14 protein-coding genes are annotated in these 15,820 nt (G+C 68.7%); 5 read left to right on the plus strand and 9 right to left on the minus strand.

The window, feature by feature from the left end:
- Positions 1-16: 16 nt before the first annotated feature.
- Entirely contained in the window at positions 17-1,522 is a 1,506-nt protein-coding gene (gene gatB / locus GP2_RS07405) for an Asp-tRNA(Asn)/Glu-tRNA(Gln) amidotransferase subunit GatB (RefSeq protein WP_006899866.1), read from the minus strand.
- A 118-nt stretch (positions 1,523-1,640) separates the two neighbouring features.
- Between gatB and GP2_RS07410 the strand changes: the two genes are divergently transcribed.
- Positions 1,641-1,886: a PspC domain-containing protein gene (locus GP2_RS07410; RefSeq protein WP_006899867.1), complete on the plus strand. Its 246-nt coding sequence runs from the start codon at positions 1,641-1,643 to the stop codon at positions 1,884-1,886.
- A 97-nt stretch (positions 1,887-1,983) separates the two neighbouring features.
- Here GP2_RS07410 and GP2_RS07415 read toward each other — a convergent pair whose 3' ends face one another.
- The 4 genes from GP2_RS07415 to GP2_RS07430 form a co-directional block, all read right to left on the minus strand.
- A complete protein-coding gene (locus GP2_RS07415) occupies positions 1,984-3,018 on the minus strand; it encodes a 6-phosphofructokinase (protein ID WP_006899868.1) in 1,035 nt (344 codons plus the stop codon).
- A 108-nt stretch (positions 3,019-3,126) separates the two neighbouring features.
- Positions 3,127-5,451, minus strand: a complete 2,325-nt coding sequence (locus GP2_RS07420; RefSeq protein ID WP_006899869.1) for an FdhF/YdeP family oxidoreductase — start codon at positions 5,449-5,451, stop codon at positions 3,127-3,129.
- A gap of 138 nt (positions 5,452-5,589) precedes the next feature.
- On the minus strand, positions 5,590-6,282 hold the full coding sequence (locus GP2_RS07425) for a response regulator (protein ID WP_040526603.1): 693 nt from the start codon (positions 6,280-6,282) through the stop codon (positions 5,590-5,592).
- A 10-nt stretch (positions 6,283-6,292) separates the two neighbouring features.
- Positions 6,293-7,573, minus strand: a complete 1,281-nt coding sequence (locus tag GP2_RS07430) for a sensor histidine kinase (protein WP_006899871.1) — start codon at positions 7,571-7,573, stop codon at positions 6,293-6,295.
- 268 nt (positions 7,574-7,841) lie between these two features.
- Here GP2_RS07430 and GP2_RS07435 point away from each other — a divergent pair, with 268 nt between their 5' ends.
- Together GP2_RS07435 and GP2_RS07440 are read left to right on the plus strand one after the other, a co-directional pair.
- A complete protein-coding gene (locus tag GP2_RS07435; RefSeq protein ID WP_006899872.1) occupies positions 7,842-8,447 on the plus strand; it encodes a hypothetical protein in 606 nt (201 codons plus the stop codon).
- On the plus strand, positions 8,444-9,616 hold the full coding sequence (locus GP2_RS07440) for an alpha/beta-hydrolase family protein (protein ID WP_006899873.1): 1,173 nt from the start codon (positions 8,444-8,446) through the stop codon (positions 9,614-9,616). The genes GP2_RS07435 and GP2_RS07440 overlap by 4 nt, the downstream gene beginning before the upstream one ends.
- Before the next feature lie 77 nt (positions 9,617-9,693).
- On the opposite strand, the gene gatA is transcribed toward GP2_RS07440, so the two are convergent.
- A complete protein-coding gene (gene gatA, locus GP2_RS07445) occupies positions 9,694-11,199 on the minus strand; it encodes an Asp-tRNA(Asn)/Glu-tRNA(Gln) amidotransferase subunit GatA (protein ID WP_006899874.1) in 1,506 nt (501 codons plus the stop codon).
- Positions 11,196-11,507, minus strand: coding sequence for an Asp-tRNA(Asn)/Glu-tRNA(Gln) amidotransferase subunit GatC (gatC, locus tag GP2_RS07450; RefSeq protein ID WP_006899875.1), 312 nt, complete (start codon positions 11,505-11,507; stop codon positions 11,196-11,198). The genes gatA and gatC overlap by 4 nt, the downstream gene beginning before the upstream one ends.
- Positions 11,508-11,721: 214 nt before the next feature.
- On the opposite strand from gatC, the gene GP2_RS07455 reads away from it, so the two are divergent.
- Both GP2_RS07455 and GP2_RS07460 read left to right on the plus strand, forming a co-directional pair.
- Positions 11,722-12,393: an ACT domain-containing protein gene (locus tag GP2_RS07455; RefSeq protein WP_040526593.1), complete on the plus strand. Its 672-nt coding sequence runs from the start codon at positions 11,722-11,724 to the stop codon at positions 12,391-12,393.
- A 103-nt stretch (positions 12,394-12,496) separates the two neighbouring features.
- The gene (locus GP2_RS07460; protein ID WP_006899877.1) at positions 12,497-13,009 is read left to right on the plus strand and encodes an O-acetyl-ADP-ribose deacetylase; all 513 of its coding nucleotides are present in this window, start codon (positions 12,497-12,499) and stop codon (positions 13,007-13,009) included.
- A gap of 64 nt (positions 13,010-13,073) precedes the next feature.
- Here GP2_RS07460 and ligA read toward each other — a convergent pair whose 3' ends face one another.
- The gene (gene ligA, locus GP2_RS07465) at positions 13,074-15,179 is read right to left on the minus strand and encodes an NAD-dependent DNA ligase LigA (RefSeq protein ID WP_006899878.1); all 2,106 of its coding nucleotides are present in this window, start codon (positions 15,177-15,179) and stop codon (positions 13,074-13,076) included.
- A 43-nt stretch (positions 15,180-15,222) separates the two neighbouring features.
- Positions 15,223-15,606, minus strand: a complete 384-nt coding sequence (locus tag GP2_RS07470) for an MmcQ/YjbR family DNA-binding protein (protein WP_006899879.1) — start codon at positions 15,604-15,606, stop codon at positions 15,223-15,225.
- Between the last annotated feature and the right edge of the window lie 214 nt (positions 15,607-15,820).

Raw genomic sequence — 15,820 nt, forward strand, 5'->3', positions numbered from 1 at the left:
GGGCGATCCCGTGGAATCAGGAGCAGGCCTGGAGCACGAGCTCCTTCACGCGCGCCGGGTCGGCCTGGCCGCGGGTCGCCTTCATGACGTCGCCGACGATCTTGCCGGCGGCCTGCACCTTGCCGCCGCGGATCTTCTCGGCGATGTCGGGGTTGGCGGCGAGCGCCTCGTCGACGGCCTTCTGCAGGGCCGAGTCGTCGCGCACGACCTCGAGTCCACGATCGGCGACGATCTGCGCGGGCTCGCCCTCGCCGTCGAGGACGGCGGTCGCGACCTGCTGGGCCAGCTTGGTGGTCAGCTTGCCCTCGTCGACGAAGCCGATGATCTCGGCGACCTGAGCCGGCGTGATGGGCAGGTCGGCGAGCTCGACTCCGCGCGAATTGGCCTGCTGCGCAAGGAACGAGACCCACCAGCCGCGGGCGGCCTCGGCCGAGGCGCCGGCGTCGACGGTGGCGATGATCAGCTCGACAGCGCCGACGTTGACCAGGTCGCGCATGACCTCGTCGGACACGCCCCACTCCTCCTGGATGCGCGCACGACGCACCCACGGGAGTTCCGGCATGGTGGCCCGCAGCTCTTCGATCCAGGCGGGATCGGGCTGCACCGGAGGCAGGTCGGGCTCCGGGAAGTAGCGGTAGTCCTCGGCGGTCTCCTTGCGACGACCGGCCGAGGTGGTGCCGTCGGTCTCGTGGAAGTGCCGGGTCTCCTGGACGATCTCGCCACCGGCCTGCAGGATCGCGGCCTGCCGGCACATCTCGTAGCGGACGGCCACCTCGACGCTCTTCAGCGAGTTGACGTTCTTGGTCTCGGTGCGCGTGCCGAACTCGCTCGTGCCCTTGGGCATCAGCGACACGTTCGCGTCGCAGCGCAGCGAACCCTGGTCCATGCGGACGTCGGACACGCCGAGCGCCTTGAGCAGGTCGCGCAGGGCCGTCACATAGGCACGGGCGACCTCGGGGGCGCGTTCGCCGGCGCCGACGATCGGTTTGGTGACGATCTCGACCAGCGGCACGCCGGCGCGGTTGTAGTCGAGCAGCGAGTGGCTCGCGCCGTGGATGCGACCGGTGGCGCCGCCGATGTGCAGCGACTTGCCGGTGTCCTCCTCCATGTGCGCGCGTTCGATCTCGACGCGCCACGTGGTGCCGTCGGACAGCGGGACGTCGAGGTAGCCGTCGTAGGCGATCGGCTCGTCGTACTGCGAGATCTGGTAGTTCTTCGGCTGGTCCGGGTAGAAGTAGTTCTTCCGGGCGAACACGCTCGACGGACGGATCGAGCAGTTCAGCGCCAGTCCGATGCGGATGGCCGATTCCACGGCCTTGGCGTTGGCGACCGGCAGCGATCCGGGCAGGCCGATGCACACCGGGCACACCTGGGTGTTGGGATCAGCACCGAAATCGGTCGGGCATCCGCAGAACATCTTGGTCGCGGTACCCAGCTCGACGTGCACCTCGAGGCCCATCACCGGATCGAAAGCGGCGATGACCTCGTCGTACTCCAACAGGTCGGCTGCGGCGGAAGTCATGGCTGTCAGTTTATGCGCCGAAATCCCAGGGGAACGATCAGGGTGATCACGGATGTCCCCCGGCAGGTCTGCGGCCTACCGTCGAAGACGAGAATCCCACCGACCGAGGAGACCATCGATGACCACAGCACAACCCTCCTACACCGGCCCCCGTCTGATGCGTTCGCGCACCGACGCCTGGCTCGGCGGGGTCTGCGGCGGCATCGCCGCACGCTTCGGCTGGGACGCCACGCTGGTCCGCGTGCTGTTCGTGCTGTCGCTGCTGCTCCCCGGCCCCCAGGTGCTGCTGTACCTGGCCCTGTGGATCGTCATCCCGCGCGAGCCGGAACCCGCCGCCCCGGTGCAGCCCTATCAGGCCGGCTGACGCGAGAACACCAGATCAACCGACCGGACCCGGCAGGGGTGGAGGACGCCCACCCTTGCCGGGTCCCCCGTTGTCTCGGGCCCGGGGAACTCAACGGTCAGCCGAAGATGACCCGGATCTCCTTGTACTGCTCCGGCGGGACGGTCTTGAGCCTGCCGAGCGCCTCGTCGAAGGTGATGCGGCGGATCTCGGTGCCGTGCAGGGCGACCATCTGGCCCCAGCCCTTCTCTGCGACGAGGTCGGCGGTGGCCATGCCCATGCGGGTGGCCAGCACGCGGTCGTAGGCCGACGGCACGCCGCCGCGCTGGATGTGGCCGAGGACGGTGGCCCGCGTCTCGATGCCGGTCCGCTCCTCGATCAGCGGGGCGAGGACCTCGCCGATGCCGCCCAGTCGCGGACGATTGAAGCCGTCGAGCCCCTTGGTCGAGTAGGCCTCGCTCATGTCGGGAAGCTTGAAGCCCTCGGCCACCACGACCATCGGCGAACGGCCGCGGTTCTTGACGCTGGTCACCCAGGCGCAGATCTGGTCCAGGCTCTCCGGTTGCTCGGGGATCAGGATGACGTGGGCACCGCCGGCGATACCCGAGTGCAGGGCGATCCAGCCGGCGTGGCGTCCCATCACCTCGAGCACCATGCACCGCTTGTGCGAGTTGCCGGTCGTGCGCAATCGGTCGATGGCCTCGGTGGCGATCTCGACAGCGGTGTTGAAGCCGAAGGTGTAGTCGGTGGCGTCGATGTCGTTGTCGATGGTCTTGGGAACGCCGACGATGTCGATGCCGTCCTCGAACAGACGCTTCGACGCCGACGCGGTGCCCTCACCGCCGATCGCGATGACCCCGTCGATGCCCAGGTTCTCGAGGACCTTCTTGATGTTGTCCGCTCCCCCGTCGGGCTCGGAATACGGCCCGAAGCGACTCGTGCCGAGGATGGTTCCGCCCTGATGTGACAGGCCGCGCACCGTGGAACGGTTGAGCTCCATGATGTCCCCGTAGACGAGACCCGCCCAACCGTCCTTGAAGCCGACGAACTCGTGACCGTATACGGTTTCGCCCTTGAGCACCGCACCGCGGATCACCGCGTTCAGGCCGGGGCAGTCACCGCCGGATGTGAGAATGCCGAACCTCTTGGCCATGTGGTGTGACCCTCCCTTGTCGACGATCACACCCAATCTAGTGCCCGGCTGCGCGCGACGCCGAGCGCAGAGGAACATCGCGCGTCGGCGGTGCGGGAGACGCGGGAATCAGACGGTGACCGGACGTCCGGTCGCCGCCCGCTCGTCCGAACGCTCCAGGCGGACGATCACCTGCTTGGAGGTGGGCGTGTTGCACCCCTCGGCCACCGACTCTCGCGGGATCAGGGCGTTGCCCTCCGGGAAGTACAACGCCGCGCAACCCTTCTTAGTCGGGTACGAGACCGCCCGGTAGCCGCGGAGTACCCGGTCCGGGGAATCCGGCCACTCGCTGAACACGTCCACCGTGTCGCCGTCGGCGAGACCGAGCTCGGCCAGGTCGTCCGGGTTGACGAAGACGACGAACCGTCCCTGGCTGATGCCGCGGTAGCGGTCGTCGAGGCCGTACATGGTCGTGTTGTGCTGATCGTGCGAGCGCAACGTCTGCAGGATGAGTCGCCCCGGCGGGCACGTGATGTGCTCGGGGGTGTGCACGGTGAACCGCGCCTTGCCCGTCGGTGTCGGGAAGGTCCGCGAATCCCGCGGCGGGTGGGCGAGCAGGAAGCCCCGACGGCCCGTGCGCAGCCGCTCGTTGAAGTTCTCGAAGCCGGGGATCACCCGGGCGATCCGGTCGCGGATGGTGTCGTAGTCGTCCTGGAACTCCTGCCACGGGATCTGCGTGTCACCCAGGAGTCGCTTGCCGAGTTCGCAGAGGATCCACACATCCGACCGCACTCCGTCCGAGATCGGTGGGAGCTCGCCGCGGGACTCGTTGATGAAGCACACGGTGTCCTCGACGGTGGTGAACTGGCGACCGGACTTCTGGACGTCGTACTCGGTGCGACCGAGCGCCGGGAGCAGCAACGACGCCTTGCCGGTCACGGCGTGGGAGCGGTTGAGCTTCGTCGTCACCGAGACGGTGAGGTCGACGTTCCCGATCCCGGAGTCGGCGCGGTTGGAGTCGCTGATCGCCGCCTGCAGGTTGCCTGCCATCGACATGAAGAACCTGATGTCGCCGCGTTCCATCGCGTTCATCGCGTCGACCGAGTCGAGCCCGTGCTCTGTCGGAGGCGTGAAGGAGAACTCCTCGCCCAGCCGGTCCAGGAACGGCTGCGGCATCTGCTCCCAGACGCCCATCGTGCGGTCGCCCTGGACGTTGGAGTGCCCGCGGATCGGGGACGCTCCCGCACCGGGCTTGCCGATGTTGCCCTTCAGCATGAGGAGGTTCATGATCTCCGCGATGGTGCCCACCGCCTTGCGGTGCTGCGTGATGCCCAGTGCCCAGGTGATGATCGTCGCGTCGGAGTCGAGGTAATGCCGTGCGGCGGTGTCGATCTCCTCGGCGGTCAGGCCGGTCGCATCGAGCACTTCGTCGTCGTCGAGCGCGAGGATGTGATCCCGGTACTCCTCGAAACCCTCGCAGTAGGTGTTGATGAAGTCCCAGTCGAGAACGTTTCCGGGATCGAGCTGTTCGGCCAGCAGCACCCGCTTGGCGATCGCCTGGATCAGGTGCATGTCCCCGCCGATCCTGATATGCAGGAACTGGTCCGACATCGCGATGCCGTCGCCGATGAGGCCGATCGGCTTCTGCGGGTTCTTGTATCGCAGCAGCGATGCCTCGGGAAGCACGTTGACGCCGATCATCTTGCCGCCGTTGACCTTGCAGTCCTGAAGCGCGTTGAGCATGCGCGGATGGTTGGTGCCGGGGTTCTGCCCCATCACCATCACCAGATCCGCCTTGGCGAAGTCGTCGTAGTGCACGGTCGACTTCCCCACCCCGATCGCTGCGGTCATGCCGGCGCCGGTGGCCTCATGGCACATGTTGGAGCAGTCCGGCAGGTTGTTGGTGCCGTAGGCCCGGGCGAACAGCTGGTACAGGAACGCGGGCTCGTTGGTGATCCGGCCGGAGGTGTAGAAGATGGCCTGATCGGGGTCGTCGAGCGACCTGAGCTTGTCGGCCACGAGGTCGAGGGCCTCGTCCCAGCCGATCGGAACGTAATGGTCGGAGTCCGGCGCCTTGTACACCGGCTCGACGACGCGCCCCTGCAGACCGAGCCAGTACTCGGACTTCTCGGCCAGGTCGGCCAGTGAATGCCGCTGCCAGAACTCGGTGGGGATCGCCGCCGGGGCGGATTCCCACACCACCGACTTCATGCCGTTCTCACAGAACTCGAGCGGCTTGGACCGGTCCGGGTTGGCCCACGCGCAACTCGGACAGTCGAATCCGGCCTTGTGGTTGATGGAGAAGGCGACCTTCGCGGTGCGTTCGGGATCGAGCTCGCCGAGCGCCGGCAGCATCGCGTGTTCGATGGCCGGCAGTCCGACGGCCCATGTCTTCGGTGGGCCGACCTTCAGGTTCGCGTCGGTGAAGTCCTTTTCCGGCGGGCGAACGGTCATCGGCGCACTCCTCTCCCCGGGGCCGTCGGCGGTCACGGTGCCGGGAGGTATGTCCGGTTCGCACCGTGCAGTCGACTATATCCCCTGGTCAATCGCTCGAGGACCGAAACGGGCACTGCTCGGAAACTCGTCACGATCTCACTTGAGTCCGTTCTCATAGGCGAAGACCACGGCCTGGGCGCGGTCTCGGAGACGCAGTTTGCCGAGAAGACTGCTGACGTGGGTCTTCACCGTCTGCTCGGTGACGTAGAGATCCGCGCCGATCTCGGCGTTGGACTTGCCGTCGGCGACGAGCTCGAGCACCTCGCGTTCGCGCGGGGTGAGGTGCTCGAGTGCGGGGCTCTTCTTGGGCCGGCGCCGCCGGGATGTCACCTCGTCGATGAGGCGGCGGGTGATCGACGGCGCGAGCAGGGCCTCGCCGGCCGCGACCACCTTCACCGCGCGGATGAGTTCGTCGGCGGGCGCGTCCTTGAGCAGGAATCCCGACGCGCCGATGCGCAGCGCCTCGAAGACGTAGTCGTCGATGTCGAAGGTGGTGAGCATCAGCACCTTCGTCGGGGGCTCCCACCCGGCGGAGAGGATCTGCTCTGCCGCCCAGAGACCGTCTTTGCGCGGCATGCGGACGTCCATGAGGACGACGTCCGGGCGTGCGCGCCGGCACACTTCCACGGCCTCCACGCCGTCGGCGGCGTCGCCGAGGACGGACAGTTCGGGTTGCGCGGCGAGCAGCGCCGAGAACCCCTGGCGGACCATCGCCTGATCGTCGGCGACTACAACGGTGATCGGCCCGCTCTCGCCGTGGCGGCGCTGCGGGTCCGGGTTGGTCGGCACGTGCGTCAGGTTACCGTTCGTCATCGGCGGCGGAGTCGTGACGATCCGGAACCGGTGCCTGCGCAACGACCGCGGCCTCCCGCGGCGGGGTCGTCGGGATGCGGGCACGTACCGCGAAACCGCCGTCGACGGTCGGCGAGGCCACCAATGAACCGCCGACAGCCTGGGCACGCTCGAGCATGCCGGGTATGCCGACGCCGTTGCCGCCGATGCCCAACGGGGCGGCCGTCGGCGCCGAGTTCACCACCGACACCTCGACAATCCCCTCCGGCCCCGGAACGACGGTCACCTCGGTGCTGCTCCCCGGCGCATGCCGAGTGGCGTTGGCCAGGGATTCCTGCACGATCCGATAGACCACGAGGGCCGCGGATTCGCCGACCGCCTCGTCGTCGACCTCCCGCGTGAGCCTGACATCGGAACCGGCCCTGCGGGTCTCGGCGACGAGCGAGTCGATATCGGCCAGGCGCGGATTCGGGGACGCATTCGGTTCGGCACCCTCGACCCGCAGCACCCCCAGCAACTGCCGCACCTCGTCGAGAGAGGTGCGCGCTGCATCGGCGATGGCGTCGAATTCCTCTGCCGCGGCGGCAGAGACGTCGGGAATACGGTAACGCGCGGTCTGCGACATGACGACGACCATGGACATCCGGTGGGCCACCACGTCGTGTAGATCTCGAGCGATCCGCGCGCGTTCCTGGAGGACCGCGGATTCCGCCTCCGCCGCCTCGGTCTCCTTGGTGCGCTCGGCGAGCTGGCGCCGCGACGCCATGAGCCCCCGCAGCAGTGGCACGACGACGGCCATCACCGATATGCCGATGATCCACGCCGGGTGCACCGCATAGGCGACCACGAGTGAGGTGGCGAGCCACACCACGGGTATCCATCGCAGCGGACTGCGCAGTATCACCATGAAGGTGAGGACGAGCAGCTCGATGAAGTGCGTGACCTGGATCGTCAGCTCCCAGCCGTCGCTCGTCGGCACGATGAGGCCGATGACCTGTGCCGACACCACCGAGATCGCCCACCCCGCCAGCGGCGCCGACCACGCGAGAGCGATCGGCAGGGCCGCGAACGCCGAGACGAGCGGCAACAGGAACGCGGGCATGGGGTGCGTCAACTGCAGTGTCGGCCAGGAGATCGCGTACATGACCAGGGCGACGAACAAGAAGAACCAGTTGATCCGGCGCGAGAAGTAGGCGCGCACCGCGGGGTCCTGGGCGACCGGCGCACTCGACACCCAATCGACGAACTCGCCGCCCGCCGCCCGCAGATGCTTGCGAAGACCGATCATGCCCTCACCCTAGGCGGGTGGGCGTCCCGAGTCCTCATACTCAGGAGGGAGATGCGCTCGTCCTGAGGTAGTGGTCGCCCGGCACGACCTTCCACCCCGGCGGTGACCGCGTTCGGCTCCGCGGAGCGATGTGGCAGAGCGCTTCGCATTCCTAGCGTCATGGTCCATGACCACGCCACACCCCGATTCGCATCCACCACGGAAACCGGCTTCGGACAATCCTTCTCGCCTGGGGTTCCGCCGCCGCTCCCATCGGATCGGCTTCCCGATGCGCGCAGCGATCGCCGCCGCCACCCTGTTCGTGATCGTCGTCGGACAGTGGATGTCGACGGCACAGGCCGTCGCCGGCGACCTCGGCCCGGACGGCACGGCCGGTCCGTCCCCGCGTGATGCCGGGAATCCGTATGCGCAGGTCGTCCTCACGATGATCGGCCCGAACCCGGCACACGCGCTCGAGGTCCTGCCCGCCTCGTTCGAGCCCTCGATGGGGTACACGCCGCTGGTCGAGGACGGGTTCCCGATCAACCCCGACGGCGACTGCTCGTCCCCCGTCCCGCTGCCCGATCGGTTCACGCCGCTCTGCCGGACACACGATCTCGGGTACGACGTGCTGCGCGCGGCCGCCCGGACGGGACATCCGCTCGACGCCTGGGCGCGCCTCTCTCTCGACCGCATGCTGATCGACCGGATGCACCGGTCGTGCACCGACCCCGCCTGCCACGCGGCGGCGCAGGCGGCCCGGATCGGACTCGCCTGGAACACCTGGCGCCAGTTCGGAGGCCCTCCGGTCGCCGGGGAGACGATTCCCCGGCTGGTGAGCACCACCGTCGAGCGCCTGTTCACCGATTCGTCCCTCACACAGGAGAACTCATGACCCGCCTACCCACGCCCGCATTCGTCGTGTGCGCACTCGCCGGCTATCTGATCGCGCTCTACCCGGGCACCCTGCCGCGCGGCGCCGTGACCATGACCCTGTTGACGACGGCGCTCGCCGCGACCGGCGCGATCGTCGGAACGCTGTTGTCACGGAGGTCCACTCGTGAACCCGACGCCCAGGCCCGACGGATCGCCGTGGGTGCCGGCACCCTGACCGCCGCGTTCGGTGCCGGGGTCGCGGTCTGGTGGCAGACGGTGGTCCGCGCAGCGGTCGGGGCGCCGCCGGTCGACGTATGGTGGTGGGCCGGAATCACCGTGGCCCCGGCGGCCGCGGTCGCGGCGATCGCGCTGACCCCACGCACCACAGCGGTGGTCGCCGCCTCGGCGGCCGCATTGACCGCCGGACTCCTCGCCCCCGCACAGGCCGAGGCGCATGACGGCGGAGCCGCCGTCGGGTCCGTCACCACCTCGGATGGCGTGCTGCGAGGCGACCTGGCATCCGGCGGGTTCGACGATGCGGCAGCCGATCTGGTCCACCGATGGGTCGACGCGGGCGGCGTGTCTGCGGACACGGTGGTCGTCGCGGTCCCCACCGGCTCCGGATGGGTCGACTCGACTGCCGTCGAGGGATTCACCCGCCGTTTCGGTCACGACATCCGGGTGCTGTCCCTCCCCTATTCCGACGTGCCGTCGTGGCAGGCCTTCGTCTCCGACCGGACGGCGGCCGCGGAGTCTGCGATCGCCGTCGTCAGGCATCTCGCCCAGGCCGTCTCCGCGCACCCCGGGCACCATCCACGGCTCGTGCTCTACGGCCAGAGCCTGGGCGCGGTCGGAGCCGACGCCGCACGTGTCTGGCTCGAGGACCACCATCCGACGCTGCTGTCGGAGACCGTGCTCACCGCACCGCCGGCCGGGACGGTCGAGGCCGTATCACGATCCCCGCGAAAGGTTCTGGCCAATCGCAGCGACCCGGTGGTCCGCTGGTCGGCAAGCGCGCTCTGGCACCCGGCGGGTCGACCCCGCGACACCGTGCTCGACGGACCGCGGGTGCCGGAGGCGCCGTGGCTGCCGGTGGTGAGTTTTCTGCAGACCAGCGTCGACCTGCTGTCCGCGCTCGACGGACCGCCCGGCGTCGGACACCGGTACGGGGTGGAGCAGGTCGGGTAGCCGCAAACCCAGCAGAAATGAACAGATCCACCACCTCGTCGGGTGGTGGATCTGTCCAGAAGGGGTGAGCCTGTGGCCTAGACGATCGGGCCGCGCGCCGCCTCGTACGCCGCACCGACGCGGTACAGGCGGTCGTCGGCCAACGCCGGGGCCATGATCTGCAGGCCGACCGGCATGCCGTCGTCCTTCGACAGCCCCGACGGCACCGACATCGAGCCGATGCCCGCCAGGTTCACCGGCAGGGTGCACAGGTCGAACAGGTACATGGCCAGCGGGTCGTCGACCTTCTCGCCGATCTTGAACGCGGTGGTCGGCGTGGTCGGAGAGATCAGGACGTCGACGCTCTCGAAGGCCGCGGCGAAGTCGCGCGCGATCAGCGTGCGCACCTTCTGCGCCTGGCCGTAGTACGCGTCGTAGTAGCCCGACGACAGGGCGTACGTGCCGATCATGATGCGGCGCTTGACCTCCGGGCCGAATCCGGCCTCGCGGGACAGTGCCATGACCTCGTCGGCCGAGTGCGTGCCGTCGTCGCCGACGCGCAGGCCGTACCGCATCGCGTCGAAGCGGGCGAGGTTGCTCGACACCTCCGACGGCAGGATCAGGTAGTAGGCGCCGAGCGCATAGGTGAAGTGCTTGCAGCTGACCTCGACGACCTCCGCGCCACGCTCCTTCAGGAGTTCGACGGCGTCGTGGAACGACTCGAGGACACCGGCCTGGTAGCCCTCGCCCTGCAGTTCCTTGACGACGCCGATACGGACGCCCTTGAGGTCCTGCTGCGCGCCCTCGCGAGCGGCGGCGACCACGTCGGGCACCGGGGCGTCGATCGAGGTCGAATCGCGCGGGTCGTGTCCGGCGATGATCTCGTGCAGCAACGCGGTGTCGAGGACCGTGCGGGCACACGGGCCGCCCTGGTCCAGCGACGACGCGCAGGCGACGAGGCCGTACCGGGAGACGGTGCCGTAGGTGGGCTTCACGCCGACGGTCGCGGTGACCGCGGCGGGCTGCCGGATCGAGCCGCCGGTGTCGGTGCCGATCGCGAGCGGCGCCTCGAACGACGCCAGCGCCGCGGCGCTACCGCCGCCCGAACCACCCGGGATCCGGGTGGGATCCCACGGGTTCCGGGTCAGCTGGTAGGCGGAGTTCTCGGTCGAGCTGCCCATGGCGAACTCGTCCATGTTGGTCTTGCCCAGGATCGGGATGCCCGCCGCGCGGAGCTTCTCGGTGACCGTCGCGTCGTACGGCGGCACCCAGCCCTCGAGGATCTTGGAGCCACACGTGGTGGGCGCGTCGGTGGTGGTGAAGACGTCCTTGAGCGCGATCGGGACGCCGGCGAGCGCCGAAGGCGCCTCGCCTGCTGCGATCGCGTCGTCGGCGGCCTTGGCCGCGACGAGCGCCTCGGCACCGCTGACGTGCAGGAACGCGCCGATCTCGTCGTCGACCTCGGAGATGCGGTCGAGATGAGCCTGGGTGACCTCCACCGAGCTGACCTCGCGGGCGGCGATCTTGGCGGCGAGCTCGGCGGCGGACAGACCGATCAGGTCACCGTCCGGACGCGGCGCGGCGGCACTCGAATCGACACTCACTGCTCTTCTCCCAGGATCTGCGGAACGGCGAAACGGTCCTGCTCGACGGCCGGCGCACCGGACAGCGCGGCCTCGGTGGTCAGACCGGGCGTGACGACGTCGGGACGCAGCACGTTGGCGAGTTCGGCGGGGTGCGCGGTTCCGGGGACGTCGTCGGCCGCCACCTCCGAGACCGACGCCACGTGAGTCAGGATGGAGTCCAGCTGCTTGGCGTAAACATCGAGTTCGTCCTCGCTCAGCGCCAGTCGCGACAGTCGCGCCAGGTGCGCGACCTCTTCACGCGATATGGACTTCGGTTCGCCAGCCACCGTCAGCGTCCTTTCTCACCTTCACTTGCTCGGCCATGAACGCCCATCGCGACGCCGGAGCGCGCAGATGTGCCACTCCAGCCTATGGGAACGCGCCGATCAGGCTCACCCCAGCCACCGGTTGCGGGTGCCGACCCGCGACGACGCGCCGTCGACGCCGGGCACACCGGCCGCATCCACGGGCGCTGCGCGGTCGACCGCCGCGGGTGCGAGAATGGCTGACGTGTCTTACCTCCTGCGCGTCTACCTCGAGGACCGTCCCGGCAGTCTCGGCGTCCTCGCCGTCCAGCTCGGTTCGGTCGGCGCCGACATCCTGTCGCTCGAAGTGGTCGAGCGGGGCGATGGTTACGCCGTCGACGATCTGGTCGTGGAAATGGCCCCCGGCGCTCTTCCCGACAGCCTGATCACCGCGGCGGAGAAGGTCAACGGGGTCCGCGTCGACTCGATCCGCCCCTACTCCGGCGTGCTCGACACGCACCGCGAGCTCGAACTGGTCGACCAGGTCGCCACCGCACCGCGCAACGAGCGCCTGCAGGTGCTGGTCGACAACGCACCCCGGGTGCTGCGGGTGTCGTGGGCGATGGTCATCACCCGTGCCAGCGGCGGCGTGCTGCAGCTGTTCGGGTCGTCGGGAGCGCCCGAGACCCCGCTGACGCGCGCGGATTGGCTGCCGCTGGAGCGCGCAGCGCAGCTCGACGCCGAGGGCGACTGGGTGCCCGACGCGTGGAAGGAGATGGACACCCGCCTCGCGGCCGCACCCGTCGGCGCCAACGAGAAGGCGGTCCTGCTCGGTCGTATCGGCGGCCCGGACTTCCGTCCGTCGGAGGTCGCCCGGCTCGGCTATCTCGCAGGCATCGTCAGCACCGTGCTGCGCGCCGACGCGTAGCGTCACATTCTGAGCCGACGCGTAGCGTCACATTGTGAGCCGACGCGTCACCCTCTGAGCCGTAGCGCACCTATCCCCAGACACCCGGGGTCATGATGGAGACATGACCTCCATCACGCTCGTGCAGGGAGACATCACCCTCCAGTCCGTCGACGCGATCGTCAACGCCGCGAATTCGACGCTGCTCGGCGGCGGTGGCGTCGACGGCGCGATACATCGTCGCGGAGGTCCAGCGATCCTCGCCGAGTGCAAGCAACTGCGGGCCGGTCGTTACCGGCGCGGCCTACCCGTCGGTGAGGCGGTGGCCACGACCGCCGGGGATCTCGACGCGCGGTGGGTGATCCACACCGTCGGACCGGTCCACTCCTACGACGAGGACCGCTCCGAGTACCTCATCTCCTGTTATCGCGAATCCCTGCGCGTGGCAGAGGAGTTGGGCGCACGCACCATCGCGTTCCCGGCGATCTCGACCGGTGTGTACGGCTGGCCGATGGATGACGGCGCGCGCAAGGCGGTGGACGCGGTCCGCTCTGCGGAGACCTCGCTCACCGAGATCCGCTTCGTCCTGTTCGACCCGCGGGCGTATCGCGCCTTCGACAAGGCGCTCAACAGTTGAGCGCCCGGCGACCCGGCCTGGACAATCCCGGGCCGTCCGGGTCGCGACCCGTCTGACCACCTGTCTACTCGGGGCTGCCGGTCTCCAGCAGGCGTTTGAACCCGTCCTCGTCGAGGATCGGCACACCCAACTGCTCGGCCTTGGCGGCCTTGCTGCCGGGAGAGTCGCCGACGACGACGTAGTCGGTCTTCTTCGACACCGAACCCGACGCCTTCCCGCCCCGCTGCAGGATGGCCTCCTTGGCGCCGTCGCGGGAGAAGTCGACCAGCGAGCCCGTCACGACGATCGTCTTGCCCTCCAGGGTCCGCTCGATCGACTCGTCGCGTTCGTCTTCCATGGAAACGCCTGCGGCGCGCCACTTCTCGATGATCTCGCGGTGCCAGTCGACGGTGAACCAGTCGTGGATCGACTGGGCGAGCGTCATGCCGATGCCCTCGACCGCGGCCAGCCGCTCGACGTCGGCGTTCTCGATGGCCTCCAGCGAACCGAACTCGGTGGCCAGCGCACGAGCAGCCGTGGGGCCGACGTGCCGGATCGACAGGCCCACCAGCACCCGCCACAGCGGCATCTTCTTGGCCTTGTCCAGATTCGCGAGCAGTCGCTTGCCGTTGGCCGACAGGTTGCCGGACTTGGTGGTGAACAGTTCCGTCTTGGCGAGGTCGTCGGCGGTGATCGAGAAGAGGTCGCCCTCGTTGCGGATCACGCCGGCGCCCAGCAACGCGGTGGCGGCCTCGTACCCGAGGGCCTCGATGTCGAAGGAGCCACGCCCGGCCAGGTGGAACAGCCGCTCCCGCAGCTGAGCCGGGCAGCTCTCCTGGTTGGGGCACCGCAGGTCGACGTCGGATTCCTTCTCCGGCCGCAGCGGGGTGCCGCATTCCGGACAGCGCTCGGGCATCTGGAACTCGACCTCGCTGCCGTCACGCAGGTCGACGACGGGTCCGAGCACCTCGGGGATCACGTCGCCGGCCTTGCGGATGGTCACGGTGTCACCGATGAGCACGCCCTTGCGCTTGACCTCCGAGGCGTTGTGGAGCGTCGCGCGCGACACGGTGGAACCGGCGACCAGCACGGGCTCGAGGACCGCGAACGGGGTGACGCGACCGGTGCGGCCGACGCCGACCTGGATGTCGCGCAGCTTGGTCGTGGCCTCCTCCGGCGGGTACTTGTAGGCGATCGCCCAGCGCGGCGCCCGCGACGTCGCGCCGAGGCGGCGCTGGATGGTGAAGTCGTCGACCTTGACCACGATGCCGTCGATCTCGTGTTCGACGTCGTGGCGGTGTTCGCCCCAGTAGGTGATCTTGTCGAGGATCTCCCCCACGCCCGACGCCTTGCTGGTGTGCGTGGAGACCGGCAGCCCCCAGGCCCCGAGCGCCAGGTAGGCATCGTGCAGCGAGGCCGGTCGCCAGCCCTCGGTGTGGCCGATGCCGTGGCAGATCATCCGCAGCTTGCGGCGGGCCGTGACCTGAGGGTTCTTCTGCCGGAGCGAGCCGGCGGCCGAGTTGCGCGGGTTGGCGAAGGGCGGCTTGCCGTCCGCGACCAACGATGCGTTCAACGCCTCGAAGTCCTCCACCCGGAAGAAGACCTCGCCCCGCACCTCCAGCACGTCCGGGATCGGGTACTCGTCGGATGCTGCGAGTCGGTGTGGGATGTCCTCGATGGTGCGCGCGTTGAGGGTCACGTCTTCACCCGTTCGGCCGTCACCTCGGGTGACACCGCGTTCGAGCACGCCGTTGCGGTACACGAGCGACAACGCGACGCCGTCGATCTTGAGTTCGCAGAGGAATTCCGGGTTGGTCCCGGCGTCGGCCTGGACGCGCTCGACCCATGCGGTCATCTCGTCGTAGTCGAAGACGTTGTCGAGCGACATCATCCGTTCGAGGTGATCGACGGGCGAGAACGCGGTCGAGAACCCGCCGCCGACGAGTTTGGTCGGCGAGTCGGGCGTCGCGAGCTCGGGATGCTTCTCCTCGAGGTCCTGTAGTCGACGCAGGAGCGCGTCGAACTCGCCGTCGCTGATGATCGGCGCGTCCTTGACGTAGTAGCGGAACTGATGCTCGCGGATCTCGTCGGCGAGGGCGGCCCATTCCTCGCGCAGCTCGGCCTCGGCCCCCGACTGCTCGGTGGCCCCCGACGCCGACTCCGTCGCCCCCGACTCCGTTGTTTCTGCCACGTTCCGAGGGTATCGGAGTGGTCCGACGGTGATCGTCGGACAGTCAGCCGTCGAGTTTGGCCACCGATCGCTTCGGCGCGACGTGCCGGTAGCTGGCGTCGATGAGTTCGGCCACCTCTCCCCAGTCGGTGTCGTCGTCGAGGATCAGACCGAGCCAACCGTATGGCCCGTAGTAGGCCGGCACGTAGAACCGCGGGTCCTGGACCAGCGCGGGCCGCTCGGACTCGTCGGGGATGAACAGGACCGACTGGTCGTACCGGACCTTGCCGCCCTTGAGTCCGCCGCCGTACTCGGCGAACATCTTGCCGCACCGGAACGTCGGACGCCCGTGCGCGACGACCTCGGTGGTGTCGGGCAGCGCGAGCGCGATCTCGCGCACGCGGACCAGCTTCGGGTCGGCGTCGTCGAACATGATCGGATGCGGCACACCCGCAGAATAGTTCGGCGCAGCACGGATGCGCAGCCGTTCGGCACAGGCCTCGCAGGATCGGACAAGCGCCGCCCGTCATGGAAGACATGGTGCACCGGCACCACATCACCTTGAGCCACAAAAGCTTTCATCCCCGGACACGTCCTGTGGAGAAACACGCCGCGAAACAGGGTCTGCGGGTATGATCGAACATACATTCGATCAGGGTTTC

The sequence above is a fragment of the Gordonia paraffinivorans NBRC 108238 genome (assembly GCF_000344155.1).
GTDB lineage: Bacteria > Actinomycetota > Actinomycetes > Mycobacteriales > Mycobacteriaceae > Gordonia > Gordonia paraffinivorans.